A 14,046-nucleotide genomic window follows, 5' to 3' on the forward strand; every position below is an offset into this window, starting at 1 on the left:
ACAAACTCAACTCTTTTTCTTTATTGCCTACCATACCTAAATTTAATCACCTAAAGATAAGAAAACTAAATTATTTAGCAAAAGGATAGGTCAATATAGTTTTTCGTTTTTGACATACTCGCCCATAATATTGAAATTGACACTATGTTTGAGTACTTTACGTATTGCTGCTTCGTAGTCTGTTTGTTTTTTCCATTCTACGTCAACGAAAAAATCATATTCATTGCGTTTTCCGATTACCGGCATTGACTGAATTTTGCTCAAATTGATATTCTGTTCGGCAAAGCATTGTAAAATAGTCGCCAGGGATCCTACTGTATTTCCTGTTTGGAATGATAATGATGCTTTATTGGCATTCTTATGTTCGACAACTTCATTAGATAATACGAGGAAACGCGTTGCGTTCTTTTTATTGGTTTCGATTCTCTTTTCTAATATTTCAAGACCATAGATTTCAGCAGCCAATGTCCCAGCAATTGCAGCAGTATCCGTTAATTTTCGCTCCGCAATCATTTTCGCAGTTGCAGCGGTATCAGATCCCTCGGTTATACGTACACCTTCAAGTTCAGAAAGAAATTCCTCACATTGGCGAATGGCAATTGGATGCGATTCGATGTGTTTAATATCCTTTAACTTAACGCCTGGCAGTACCATGAGATTCTGTTGAATGTTTAGGTAAACTTCCCCAGTGATATGGAACTTGTAATCTCTCAATAAATTATAATTCGGTAATAGACTTCCCGCAATTGAATTTTCGATCGCCATAACGATATAGTCGACTTTTCTTTGCTTCAGCAATTCACAAGTTTTTTTAAATGAATCACATTCTACAATTTCAACTTCTCTTCCGAAAAATTTAAATGCGGCCTCTTCATGAAATGAAGCCTTTGCTCCCTGTATTGCAATTTTTAAACTCATTGTTTTTTTGTTCGCTATGTTGTCTCCAAAAAAAAGAGTCCCGATCATTTGAACCGGGACTCTTCTTGTTTGTATTTTTTATGATTTATACACAATCTAATCCCGGCTCTTATTTTTAAAATAAAAGAAGTTAAAATAGAAATATGTATACGTTCTGTTCATCCTGTTGTTGTTTGACATTTCAAATGTACGAATGTTTTTGAAATATCAAAGAAAAAAAATAATTTTTTATTATAAATATTGAGTTAATTTAATGATTTTTTTATGTGTTTTTATGTGGTTTTTTTTGATTAATTTTTAGTGATTTATTTGTGATGTTTTTAAAGTGTTTATTTTGCTTTAATGTTGATATTGTATTGTTGTTTAGTTGCTTAAGTTTTTGTTTTGTTGTTTTTTTTTATAGTAAATTATGTTTTAGTGTTATTTTTTATATTGAAAATAATTGTGTTTTTATGTGATTTTTTACTGTTTTTTTTGCATTAAATTTATGTGTTTTTAATATTAATATTTCCGTTTTTTTTGACTGTTTTGTTGAAAAAGTATTTTACTACCTTTGGGCAAACGCTGGATTTTATGCTAAAACGAAGTAATTTTTATGTATGTGGATGTATGATCTGTTTTTTATTGACAGGTTTTACTTTTAAAGGAGAGGAAAAAGAAGCGAGGGTAAAGCGTGTTATCGATGGTGATACCTTTGTCATTGAAAATGGAACCTCAAAAGGGGAGAAAGTTAGGTTGATAGGGGTAGATGCCCCGGAAACGAGACGGACAGCACGCAAGGAAATCGGTTACTATGGTCAAGAAGCAAAGCAGTATTTAACGGCAATGCTGAATGGAAAAAGTGTAAAGTTAGTCTTTGACGTTGGAAAACGGGATCGGTATGGAAGACTTCTTGCCTATGTGTATATTGGAAAGAAATTCGTCAATCGGGATTTGGTTGAACAGGGGTATGCAGTATCCTATACACTAGCACCAAATGTACAATATGCAGATTTATTTGTAAAATTGGAACGTCAGGCTCGTCAGGAGAAACGTGGCCTTTGGAAATAAATGAATTTTGAATCATGATTTTTGTTTTATTAAGTGTCATCTGCAGCGTAACCGTTGCTGTTTTATTAAAATTGGCAAAACAAAATGGAGTCGAAACTAAACAAGTTATTGTTTGGAATTACCCCATGGCGGTTGCGCTGACCTATTTTGTATTGCAACCGGATCTAAAATCGCTCGTATGGGATGCTATGCCGGTTACGTTGTATACGAGTCTGGCGATACTACTTCCAGGGATGTTTGTTTTTATAGCTTTGTCCATTCGCTATAGTGGTTTGGTCAAGACAGAGATTGCACAACGCCTATCGTTGTTTATTCCCCTGCTTGCATCATTTTTCTTCTTTCATGAAAAAATGGAGGGACATAAGATGCTCGGAATAGCCCTTGGTTTATTAGCCATCTTATGTTCTATTGGCTGGCAAAAAAATCAGCACAATAGCTCGATGGCTGATAGTCGTTATAAAGCACTTTATCCATTATTGGTATTTATCGGTATGGGTATAATTGATATCCTCTTCAAACAGGTCGCCTTGCATGTTATTATACCTTATATCAGTTCCATGTTTATTATCTTTGTGATGGCGATGTTTATTGCAATGGTGCTATTGCTGTATTTCCTTTTTGTGGAAAAGCAACGTTTTTCAAGGCAAGCTGTGGGATATGGATTGGTTTTGGGAGTATTTAACTTCTGTAATATCCTATTCTATATGAAAGCGCATCGTGCCCTACCAGACAATCCATCAGTCGTATTTACTGGGATGAATATTGGTGTGATCTCATTGGGCGCTCTAATTGGCGTCTTATTTTTTAAAGAAAGGTTATCATTATTGAATTATTTAGGCATAGCGCTTTCTATTGTTTCAGTTTTAATCATAGCATATCTATGAGTTTATTTGAAGATACTTACCGGACTATTGATGCAAAATACGAGGGAATTTTTAGGGATAAGGGCAGTAAATTTATTGCTTATGCTTTTCCATTTAAATCCGAAGACCAATTAAAAGATCTGATCTTGGAAGTGAAAGCGATTCATCCGAAAGCTAGACACCATTGTTGGGCTTATCGTCTCACGCCAGATCGTGCTGTTTTTCGTGTGAATGATGATGGAGAACCGTCGGGGACAGCAGGACGCCCAATTTTGAACGTTCTCCTGTCGATGGATGTAACCAATGTTATCGTGATTGTCGTTCGCTATTTCGGTGGTACATTATTGGGTGTCCCAGGCTTGATTAATGCCTACAAATCAGCAACCCAAGATGCTTTGACCCAAGCAGAAATTATCAAGCGTACAGTGAATGACCATTATGGTATTACCTTCGATTACCTCCATATGAATGATATTATGCGGATCATAAAGGAAGAGGGCGTCGAAGTTGAAAAGCAGGAATTTGATAATCAGTGTTATTTGGAGTTTGAAGTCCGAAAAATGCAAGTCAATCGAGTTGTTGATCGGTTTTCCAAAATAGAAGGTTGTCAGTTAACTTATTTATATACGATATGATCAACGAATCGGAATTGATTTTAAACGCAGATGGCAGTATATATCATCTGAATTTGTTGCCGGAAGATCTGGCAAGTACAGTAATTACGGTCGGTGATCCAGACCGTGTAGCGAAAGTCTCGAAACACTTTGATCGTATTGAACTCAAAAAAGGGAAGCGTGAGTTTATTACGCATACTGGCTATCTGGGAAATAAACGGTTGACGGTAATCTCAACAGGTATAGGTACTGATAATATAGATATTGTGTTGAATGAACTGGATGCGCTGGCGAATATTGATTTTGCCAATAGAACCGTAAAGACTTCGCTGACTTCATTGGATATTATTCGCATTGGAACTTCTGGAGCGGTACAACAAGATGTTGAGATGGGAACTATTTTGGCCTCTGCATATGGAATAGGTCTTGATGCATTGATGAACTATTATCAGGGATCTTACGATGGCGAGGAGCAGGCGCTTCAGGTTGAGCTAGCCGAATATTTTTCCGCATTAAACTTAAAGCCCTACGTTGCAAAAGCTGGCGCAAGCCTTCTGGATCGAATAGCCTTTGATTTACCGAAGGGAGTAACCTTGACTGCGCCCGGATTTTATGCTCCGCAGGGAAGGACTGTCCGATCAACTAATACGATTCCCAATTTTATAAACTTGATCAGCTCCTTTCAATATAAAGATCAGCGTTTCACCAACCTGGAAATGGAAACAGCTGGTATTTATGCATTGGCTAACATGTTTGGACATCAGGCTTTATCCATCAATGCAATTTTGGCAAGTCGGGTAGATGGCCGGTTTTCTTCCGCACCTGAAGAAGTTGTGGATAAAGCTATACAGCTCGTTTTGGAGCGTATTTAACCGTTTGTCTGTGCAGGCAAGGGAGACTTTTTTTTTCTCAATTGATGCAGTAAAAGAGTTGAGAAAAACTAAATAAGGCTACAAATAGGAAAGGAGTTGTTTTTAGACAACTCCTTTTCTATTTGAATCAAATTTAAGCATGATAAACAGTAAAATGGTGAAACTCCATAAGGATGAACCACCGTAACTGATAAAAGGCAGCGGAATTCCGATAACCGGAACAATACCTATTGTCATACCGATATTGATAAATAAGTGAAAAAAGAGGATGGACGCTACACCGTATGCATATATCCTGGCGAAGGCTGAACGCTGTCGTTCGGCGATATGAATAATGCGTAGCAGTAAGGTGAGATAGATAAGTAATAAGGTAACCGATCCAACAAATCCCCACTCTTCTCCAACGGTACAGAAAATAAAGTCCGTACTCTGCTCAGGCACAAAATTGTATTTCGTTTGGGTTCCCTGTAAGTAACCTTTGCCTAGAAGCTGCCCCGATCCAATTGCAATCTTCGACTGATTCAAATTATATCCTTTACCTTTAGGGTCTTCCATTTTGCCTAGGATAATGTCAATACGGTCGCGTTGATGGGGTTGTAGGACATGTTCATAGACCAAGTCTACACAGAGAACAAATACAGCACAGGCTGCAAAAAGTATACTTAGATTAATAATGTATTTCCTTCTCTTGCGGTAGTTCCACATGACAAGGCCAATGAGTAATGCTAAAATCAAGATAAGTATCCATGGCTTGACCAATAAAGCAAGGACAAAAAGTAAAATGCAAAGACCGCCAAATATAAGTAGCTCATTATTTACGTAGCCCTCACGGTAAAAGACAAAAATCAACGAAAAGAACGCAAGGGCAGATCCCGTATCGGGTTGTAACATCACCAAAAATACAGGGAATAAGACAATACCGGCTCCCATTGCCAGTGTCTGCATAGTCGGAGCTTTATTACTTTGAGAACTTAAAAAGTTAGCCAAGAGCAGACAGGTTGAAAGTTTTGCAAACTCAGAAGGTTGCAAGCGGAAAAAGCCTAAGTCAATCCATGCCTGATTTCCGCCGACATTTCGTCCTACAACGAGCACGATGACAAGCAGGACAGCTGTTATACCATAAAATATCGGTGAGGCGGAACTGAAAAATTTCGCGTCTATGATCAGAATGGATACTCCTAGAATAATTGCAGAAACAAGATATAAAGATTGTTTTCCATAATTGGTTCCTAAGGTAAAGAAATTGGGTAGTTCAGGATTAAATACAGCCGCACGGATATTGAATAAGCCAATTAAGCATAGCGCAAGCCAAAGAGTGATGGTTAGCCAGTCTATCTTTCCAAAGAAACTAGTTTTTTGATTATTCATATCTTCTCTTTATCTCGCTATGGTGAACAATTGTTTCCTTTGGTTTTGTTAAGGCCGCCAGCTGACGTTTCGATTTTAAAGTGTCGGTTTTCGATTTGACTGAGTCCGTTTTCTTTACTTCTTTGGCCTTTGGATCGACAACCTTTTTTGGTGCAGGAAGAAAATTCGCTTTATAAATGCGGTCCTGAATATATTTTGGTGCAGTTATCGTGTCTTTGAGGTATTTCTCAACCATCATACTTGCGATAGGTCCTGCCCAGGTTCCACCGTAACCAGCATTTTCAACAAAGACAGCAATGGCAATTTTAGGGTTTTCTCGAGGCGCAAAAGCAAAGAAAACGGCATGGTTTTCTCCGTGTGGGTTTTGTGCTGTACCCGTTTTTCCGCACATTTCGATGCCTGGGATACGATTGGCCCATGCGGTACCTTCGGGCGTATTGACAGCATCACTCATCCCTTGGATAACAACCGGATAATACCGCTCATCCACGCCGGCACTGACTTTTTCGGTGAATTCCTTCTTGGCAATTTTCTGTGCGCCAATACCTTTAATCAGATGGGGTCTATAATAAAAACCTTTGTTGGCAACGATAGCCATAATATTGGCCATTTGCAAGGGGGTTATACCCATTTCCCCTTGTCCAATAGATAAGGAGATGTTGAAACTTGAACGCCATTTATCGTTTCCATAGCGTTTGGTATAAAAATCTGACGTAGGTAGTAAACCTGGTTTTTCACCCGGCAGATCAATGCCTAGTTTATGGCCAATTCCAAACTGTGTTACTGCATTGCGCCATAGATCGTAAGCCTTAGGTCCCGAAAGCCCACGTCCGTCGATCATCTTAGCATAGGTAAATCCATAGTAGGTGTTACATGATACAGCTACAGATCGCTGTAATGTAGTTGATCCATGATAGTGCGTACAGCCCATCCAGCCGCGTCCACCACCATAGCTATATCCATGCGGGCAGAAAAATACCGTATTGCGATCAATAACACCGGCCTGCTGCGCAGTCAGTGCTGAAACAACCTTAAATACAGAGCCTGGGGGGTAAGAGGCTTGAATAGGACGGTTAAAAAGCGGTTTGGTGTCGTCTTTCAATAATTTCATATAATTATTGCCAGACTGTCTTCCAACCATCATGTTTGGATTGTAACTCGGACTACTTACATACGCTAATATTTCACCTGTTGCAGGTTCAATAGCGACAATGGACCCCAATTTATTTTTCATGAGGTTTTCCCCTAGAATCTGGAGGTCCTTATCCAAAGAGGAAACCAGTCCTTCCCCTGCAACAGCAAGTGTATCGTATTTCCCCTCCATAAATACCCCTTTCGGGCGGTTCAGCGCATCAACCATTAAGTTGTTGACACCACGTTTTCCGCGAATAAGGTCTTCATAAGAACGTTCTACCCCACTGCGACCAATATAGTCACCACTACGATAAAACCCGTTGGAGCGTTCAATATCTTTATCATTTACCTCACTCACATAACCCAAAAATTGAGCAGCTATGCTGTCGGGATAACTTCGGATTGTTCTTTTTTGGACATAGAAACCACGAAATTGATATTGGTATTCCTGATATTGGGCCCATGTTCGTACAGAAAGCTGTTTTTCAAAAATGGATGCACGGTAAGGGGAGTGTACTCTTGCCTTTTCCATCCGTTTAATAAAGCCTTCCTTGTCAATGTCTATCAATTTGCAGAACAAAGCGGTGTCGATTTCTTTCACCTCACGTGGAGTAACCATAAGGTCATATACCGGTTCGTTTTGAACTAATACCTTTCCCTTTCGGTCCAATATAACCCCTCTGGCCGGGTACACAATGACCTTGCGCATGACATTGCTGTTTGCGGAATGTATATAGGAATCGTCTATGATCTGTAAATAGAATAAGCGAGCCACCAAGGTCAATGTGATGGCAATAAAGATTCCCGAAACGACGTACTTACGCGCAAAAAAACTGTTCATAGAAATGAATTTCTATCCATCGATCTACTACAACCGATCTTTCTTTTTGTAGAATAATATGCTAAATAATAGCATGATAATTACTGTAAATATACAACTTAAAACTATACTCAATAAGGTGTATTGGATGTGCTGGAAGGAAAAAGATTCCAAGAGATACAAAAATGTATGATGGATCAATGTTCCGAAAAAGATGTAGGAAAAGAACCAGCGAATATTCATGAAGCCCAACATCGGGGTAAAAAAAGATTCGCGTTCTTCAACTTCGAGCGTAATTTTCATGAAGAAAATACGGAAGGCTGCCAATGCAACACAGGCTGCGGTATTGACACCAAGGGTATCATAAAATGAATCTACGGTAAGTCCCGTAAGAAATGCGATCAAATACACCAGGAAATTAGGTGTTCCTGTCGGAAGTAAAAAAATAAATAAGATATAAGGAAATGCAGCGACCAGATTGTAATAACCGATATTTTGAAATAGGAAAACTTGCATGCCTATCAAAACGATAAATCGAATAATATTAAATATTAAAATCCTAGCCATTGTCCTTTGTCGATTCTTCTAGTGTCTTTAATTCTTTATTTAACAGGTCTTTTACAACGTAGACATGTTGCAAATTGGAGAAATTGGTGCTCAACAATAATCTAAGATCCAAAAAAGCATCTCCTGAAGAAATACCTGTCTGAATGACCGTTCCGACAAAAATTCCTTTTGGAAAATGTCCTGAATATCCGGAGGTATACACTTTATCTCCTTTGTTGACTTTGATGTGGTTTGGAATTTCCTTGACCATTGCCGCGCGGTAATCCATGCTATTGCCCCATACCAACGAGCCAAAGACCTCGGTGTGGCCCAGTGTAACGGATATACGCGTATCTGGATGCAATAGGGATTGAACGGTAGAGAAGTTAGGGGAAACATTCAATACAATACCAACTACCCCGTTGGGAGCGATAACACCCATACCTCGCTCTATACCATCTTTACTGCCTTTATCGAGTGTAATCGTATTTGCCTTTTGGTGAATGCTATTGTTGATGACATTCGCAATAATAAATTCGTAACGCCCAAACTCACTGCTATCGATTGCTGGGACAGGACCAATCTTGATGCTGTCAGTTGATCGATAGGCTTGTAAGTCCTTTCTTAATTGTGCATTTTCCTTTGCAAGTGCATCATTAGTCTCCCCGAGGTGCAGATAGCTTTTCCAGGAATTGACCTTTGCATACAGGCCTCCGATGATACTATTTGAAGAATTTAAAACAGAATTACGTTGGAAAGAATTGTTGGTGATCACCAAAAATAACGAGAATCCAAAAAATAGGATAAACCAGAAGAATGCATTGTATCGTCTCAGGAATAACCAAAGGTTTCTCATTTTTTAATGTGGGTATTTAATAAGCAAGCGATATAATAGTTTTGCATATTATATCGCTCTTTAATAAAATATTGTTATTAATTATCGAACGTTATGATTGCATCAAGAATTTAAATCGTCCAATATTTTTAAGTGCAATACCAGTTCCTCTTACGACAGCACGTAATGGATCTTCGGCAATATGTACTGGAAGTTTAGTTTTCGCTTGTATACGACGGTCCAAACCGCGCAATAATGCACCACCACCGGTAAGATAAATACCTGTTTGATAAATATCCGCTGATAATTCTGGTGGGGTAATTTCAAGTGCTTTTAAGATCGCCTCTTCAATTTTTGAAATGGACTTATCTAGACAATGCGCTATTTCGGTGTAAGAAACAGTAATTTGCTTAGGAACACCTGTCATCAAATCACGGCCTTGAACAGCGAAATCTGCCGGTGGTTCCTGCAATTCAGGTAGAGCAGCACCCACTTCAATTTTGATTTTTTCAGCCGTACGTTCACCGATCATGATGTTATGTTGTCTTCTGATGTATTGAACGATGTCAGAGTCGAAGTTATCACCAGCAACACGAATGGACTGGTCACATACAATACCCGATAAAGCGATGACAGCAATTTCAGTGGTACCACCACCGATATCGATAATCATATTACCCATTGGTTCTTCCACGTCAATTCCGATTCCTACAGCAGCAGCCATGGGTTCGTGAATTAAATAGACTTCTTTGGCACCCGCAATTTCTGCTGAATCACGCACAGCTCGTTTCTCTACTTCCGTAATACCGGAAGGAATACAAACAACCATACGTAGGGAAGGGAAAAACCAGCTCTTACCATTGTTTACCAATTTTACCATACCTCTGATCAGGTGTTCAGCTGCCGTAAAATCAGCGATTACTCCATCACGTAAAGGACGTACTGTCTTTATATTGTCGTGTGTTTTACCCTCCATTTGCATGGCCTGGCGACCAATGGCGATCACTTTGTTTGTGGTGCGGTCAAATGCAACAATAGAAGGTTCATCCACTACTACTTTGTCATTATGAATTATTAGGGTATTTGCAGTACCCAAGTCAATCGCAACTTCTTGCGTAAACCAATTAAATAAGCCCATCTGCTAATCCTTAAGCTATTTTAAAATAATATGCAAACCTACACAAAAAAAATTAATCTTTTTGAGGTTATACATCAAAAAAAACTACATTCTGAAAGTAAATTCTATCTGGAAAAAACTGTCTTTAAATTTAACGAATATAATCTGTAATTCTTACGTCCTAGGTGAAGTTATTTTTAATTGGATGCGGTGTTAAAAAAGAATTAAGCCGGTGTTTTTGAAATCATTGACCGCGAGAAGAAAGAATCCAATCGGGAAAAGGTGGTTTTGACAACTATCTGGAGAGGGCTGTTGTTTCGAAGGGTTCCTACACGCTGTTGTTATATGTTTTTAGCGAATGGATTAAACAGGTAAAATAGAGGTAAAAAACAGCGCCATTATCGTTTGGGATAATGGCGCTGTCGGGGTATTGAAATAGTTTATCTAAACTCCAATTGAAAGTTATTGGGCTGTTTCAGCCTGTTGTTCTTCCGGAGTCGGCTCATCATATTTGTGGAAGATCAAACGCACACCACTGTTTTTGGTGAAAAATTTGATCGACCAGTTTACGAATGTGATCAATTTATTTCTGAATCCATAGATGGACATCAAGTGGACAAACATCCAGGTCATCCAGCCAAAGAATCCATTGAAATGGATTTTTCCCATGTCAACGACAGCTTTATTACGACCTACCGTAGCCATGGACCCTTTGTCGAAATAGTTGAATTTCTCAGTTGGTTGATTGGACATTGTTTGAAGAATGTGTTTGGCAACATAAGCTCCCTGTTGCTGAGCCACCGGTGCAACACCTGGTAGGCCGCGAGGAAGGTCATCTGTGATAAATGCCGAAACATCACCAATGGCATAAACACCTGGCATATCGATAACACGACATTGATCATCTGTCTGTATACGGTTACCACGTTGGATAATCTCCTTTTTGAAACCATTCGGATACTGCCCAGCTACACCTGCTCCCCAGATAACAGTTTTTGTTTCGATACTTCTGCCATCGGCGAAAGTAATTGAATTGCCATCATATCCAGTTACCTGAACATTCAATAATACTTCTACACCCAAATCTTTGAGGTACTTTTCTGAATCTTTAGAAGATTTTTCAGATAAGTTGGCCAATACTTTTGGAAGTCCTTCAACCAGGTAAACCGACATCTCAGATTTTTTCAATTCTGGATAATCTTTCTCAAGAACATTGTTTTTGATCTCTGCGATTGCCCCCGAAAGTTCTACACCTGTTGGACCACCCCCAACAATAACAAAGTTCAAATTAGCTTTACGATCAGCAGGGTTTTCTATTCGTACTGCTTCTTCGAGGTTCTGTAAAACATAGCTTCGAATATTTAATGCTTCTTGTATATTTTTCATCGGCAAAGCATATTTCGTGATTTGCTGATTTCCGAAGAAGTTCGTGGTAGCACCTGTCGCAACAATTAAATAATCGTAGTCAAAATCACCAACATCTGTTCTTACAATCTTAGCCTCATTGTCTACGCTTTTTACGTCAGCAAGTCTAAAATGAAAGTTGTCTTGGCCTTTGAACATTTTGCGAACAGGGAAGGAGATGGAGTCCGCTGAAAGAGTGCCCGTGGCAACTTGGTACATCAATGGTTGAAAAGTATGAAAGTTATTTCTGTCCAGCAACAGAACTTCAACTTCCTTATTTTTAAGCTTTTTAGCAACTTCAATTCCTCCAAATCCAGCACCAATAATGATTACTCTTGGGAATTTTCTATTTGAACTATTGCTTGGCATATTTTTAATAGTTTGTTGTAAAAATTCGGTACAATCGAATTAAGCTGCAAATATCTTAAATTTTGGCTCAAAAAGCTAAAAAATATTTATTTATTATGCTGATATGTTGTGAATTTTATTGTAAAGAGGCTAATTCTTTCAATAATATGTTTTGTAGTTGTTTGATTTTTAGCTCTTTATAGTGTACATTGTACCCTTTGAAAAAAAAAGATGTATAGTGTCATCATTGTGTATTTTATACACAATGATGACACTATTGTAGCGCGCCTTTGATCTTGATTTTCATGCCGTTATTGGTATTCTGTAAATGCAGCTGACAGGCAAGTCGACTTTGATCATCGGCATCCGGAAGTGTGTCCAGCATGTCGAGCTCCTGATCACTCGCTTCGGGAAGTGTATGCAGGCCTTCGACAACTTCGACATGGCAGGTAGCGCACAGCGCCATACCACCACAAGTGGCCAGAATTTCATATTCGGATGCCTTTAAAATCTCCATGAGTGAAAGATTGATATCGGTAGGAACTTCCAGGATATTTTCGGTCCCATCCCGATCAATAACAGTGACTTGAATTAAATTATCGTCCATGGCTAGAAAGTATTTATACCGTTTACAGTGGTGTATTTGAATGTCAATTTTTGATCGGGATAGACAAATTTAAAGGCACTTTGACACATCAGGGCAGCCTCATGGTATCCACAGAGAATGAGTTTCAGTTTGCCTGGATAGGTGTTGATGTCTCCTATAGCATAGATCCGTTCGATATTGGTTGAGTAATCAAGCGTATTGACCTCTATCGCATTTTTATCGATATTTAATCCCCAATCTGCGATTGGACCAAGCTTCGGCGTAAGACCGTATAAAGGAATAAAATAGTCTGCATCTGTTGCTGTGACTTCTTTTTCTTTATTTGTTGTTTCAACATGAGACAAGTAGTCATTGCCATGAATATTGGTCAGATTGTGGGACAATAATAAGTTGATCTTACCTTGTTGGGCCAATTTGAAAACCTTTTCAGCCGAGTCCGGAGCGCCTCTGAAGGAGTCACTTCGGTGGATTAAAGTGACCTGTTGCGCAATATCTGCGAGATGGAAGGTCCAATCGAGCGCGGAATCACCGCCACCGGCAATGACGATTTTTTTATCCCGGTACTTGGTGGGGTCTTTTACCATATAATCTACGCCTTTTCCTTCAAAGAGGTGAAGATTTGGAATTTCGGGCTTGCGTGGTTCAAAGCAACCTAAGCCCCCAGCGATGACAATGACCTGTGTATGAACCACCGTATGATCATTGGTTTCTATAATAAAAGAACCGTCGTCCTGTTTTGTTATATGTTCCACGCGCTCGCCTAAGGTGAATGTGGGGTCAAAGGGTTTAATCTGTTCAAGCTGTTTATCGATCAACTCCTGCGCAGTGATACTTGGATAACCAGGAATGTCGTAGATAGGCTTATGGGGGTAAATCTCCGAAAGTTGACCGCCCACTTGGGGTAACACATCAATCAAATGGCAGCGCATTTTTAAAAGCCCAGCTTCAAAAACTGCGAATAGGCCAACAGGTCCTGCTCCGATGATACAGATATCCGTATTTATCATAGCTATTCTATATTTAAATTGTTATATATTGTATTCAAAATTCTTGTGAAAGCTTCGAAATCTTCGTCCGCTAGATTTTCCCAGGCCTTCATACGAATCTCCGTAACAATTGGCGTAAGCGATGCTACTTTCAATTTTCCTTCTTCTGTCAAATGGAGGTATAGACTCCGACGGTCTGTTTCGTCAGTGATCCGCTCAGCCAGATTCTTTTTAAGAAGGATATCTACGATCCGTGTCAGTGTGGGCTGGTCTTTTCCGCAGCGCTTGGCCAGTTCTTTTTGTGAAAGTTGATCTGTTTCGTATAAAGCCTTTAAAACGGTCCATTGGTCTACAGTAATATCAAATCCTTTCTCGGCAAAAGAAGATTGGGCGAACTGTTTTACTTTCTTGGCTGTTTGGTCCAAGATGAAGGAGTAGCGGTCAAATTTTTCGTTTAGCATACAAATATTTAGTACAACAAATATATTTAAAATATTTAGTGTGACAAGTAATTTGAATGCAATAAAAAAGGGCGTTCATTCGAACGCCCTTTTTTATTTTATC

14 protein-coding genes are annotated in these 14,046 nt (G+C 39.1%); 4 read left to right on the forward strand and 10 right to left on the reverse strand.

Features of this window, described 5'->3' with window-relative positions:
* Positions 1-90: 90 nt before the first annotated feature.
* A complete protein-coding gene (locus tag L1283_RS24055; protein WP_429626510.1) occupies positions 91-918 on the reverse strand; it encodes a prephenate dehydratase in 828 nt (275 codons plus the stop codon).
* A 573-nt stretch (positions 919-1,491) separates the two neighbouring features.
* Between L1283_RS24055 and L1283_RS24060 the strand changes: the two genes are divergently transcribed.
* From L1283_RS24060 to L1283_RS24075, 4 genes are read left to right on the forward strand one after another with little or no spacing between them, the layout of a single operon-like run.
* On the forward strand, positions 1,492-1,968 hold the full coding sequence (locus L1283_RS24060) for a thermonuclease family protein (RefSeq protein ID WP_120333375.1): 477 nt from the start codon (positions 1,492-1,494) through the stop codon (positions 1,966-1,968).
* Between the two features lie 14 nt (positions 1,969-1,982).
* Complete coding sequence (locus L1283_RS24065; RefSeq protein ID WP_145328700.1) at positions 1,983-2,852, forward strand: EamA family transporter; 870 nt, start codon at positions 1,983-1,985, stop codon at positions 2,850-2,852.
* Positions 2,849-3,466, forward strand: a complete 618-nt coding sequence (locus L1283_RS24070; protein WP_145328698.1) for an IMPACT family protein — start codon at positions 2,849-2,851, stop codon at positions 3,464-3,466. Before L1283_RS24065 ends, L1283_RS24070 begins: the two co-directional genes overlap by 4 nt.
* A complete protein-coding gene (locus L1283_RS24075; protein WP_145328696.1) occupies positions 3,463-4,317 on the forward strand; it encodes a nucleoside phosphorylase in 855 nt (284 codons plus the stop codon). The genes L1283_RS24070 and L1283_RS24075 overlap by 4 nt, the downstream gene beginning before the upstream one ends.
* A 102-nt stretch (positions 4,318-4,419) precedes the next feature.
* Here L1283_RS24075 and rodA read toward each other — a convergent pair whose 3' ends face one another.
* From rodA to L1283_RS24120, 9 genes are all read right to left on the reverse strand, one after another.
* Entirely contained in the window at positions 4,420-5,685 is a 1,266-nt protein-coding gene (gene rodA / locus L1283_RS24080) for a rod shape-determining protein RodA (protein ID WP_145328694.1), read from the reverse strand.
* Complete coding sequence (gene mrdA, locus L1283_RS24085; protein WP_120333379.1) at positions 5,678-7,660, reverse strand: penicillin-binding protein 2; 1,983 nt, start codon at positions 7,658-7,660, stop codon at positions 5,678-5,680. Before mrdA ends, rodA begins: the two co-directional genes overlap by 8 nt.
* A 27-nt stretch (positions 7,661-7,687) precedes the next feature.
* Complete coding sequence (locus L1283_RS24090; RefSeq protein ID WP_046671817.1) at positions 7,688-8,206, reverse strand: hypothetical protein; 519 nt, start codon at positions 8,204-8,206, stop codon at positions 7,688-7,690.
* A complete protein-coding gene (mreC, locus tag L1283_RS24095; protein ID WP_075993981.1) occupies positions 8,199-9,041 on the reverse strand; it encodes a rod shape-determining protein MreC in 843 nt (280 codons plus the stop codon). The genes L1283_RS24090 and mreC overlap by 8 nt, the downstream gene beginning before the upstream one ends.
* Before the next feature lie 91 nt (positions 9,042-9,132).
* Complete coding sequence (locus L1283_RS24100) at positions 9,133-10,158, reverse strand: rod shape-determining protein (protein ID WP_046671815.1); 1,026 nt, start codon at positions 10,156-10,158, stop codon at positions 9,133-9,135.
* 441 nt (positions 10,159-10,599) lie between these two features.
* Positions 10,600-11,910, reverse strand: coding sequence for an NAD(P)/FAD-dependent oxidoreductase (locus L1283_RS24105; RefSeq protein ID WP_075993980.1), 1,311 nt, complete (start codon positions 11,908-11,910; stop codon positions 10,600-10,602).
* Positions 11,911-12,163: 253 nt separating this feature from the next.
* Complete coding sequence (locus L1283_RS24110) at positions 12,164-12,496, reverse strand: 2Fe-2S iron-sulfur cluster-binding protein (RefSeq protein WP_075993979.1); 333 nt, start codon at positions 12,494-12,496, stop codon at positions 12,164-12,166.
* 2 nt (positions 12,497-12,498) lie between these two features.
* The gene (locus L1283_RS24115) at positions 12,499-13,503 is read right to left on the reverse strand and encodes an NAD(P)/FAD-dependent oxidoreductase (RefSeq protein WP_145328692.1); all 1,005 of its coding nucleotides are present in this window, start codon (positions 13,501-13,503) and stop codon (positions 12,499-12,501) included.
* Positions 13,504-13,505: 2 nt separating this feature from the next.
* Positions 13,506-13,943, reverse strand: coding sequence for a MarR family winged helix-turn-helix transcriptional regulator (locus tag L1283_RS24120; protein WP_075993977.1), 438 nt, complete (start codon positions 13,941-13,943; stop codon positions 13,506-13,508).
* Positions 13,944-14,046: the final 103 nt, after the last annotated feature.

Source organism: Sphingobacterium sp. HSC-15S19 (assembly GCF_050433745.1).
Lineage (GTDB): Bacteria > Bacteroidota > Bacteroidia > Sphingobacteriales > Sphingobacteriaceae > Sphingobacterium > Sphingobacterium siyangense.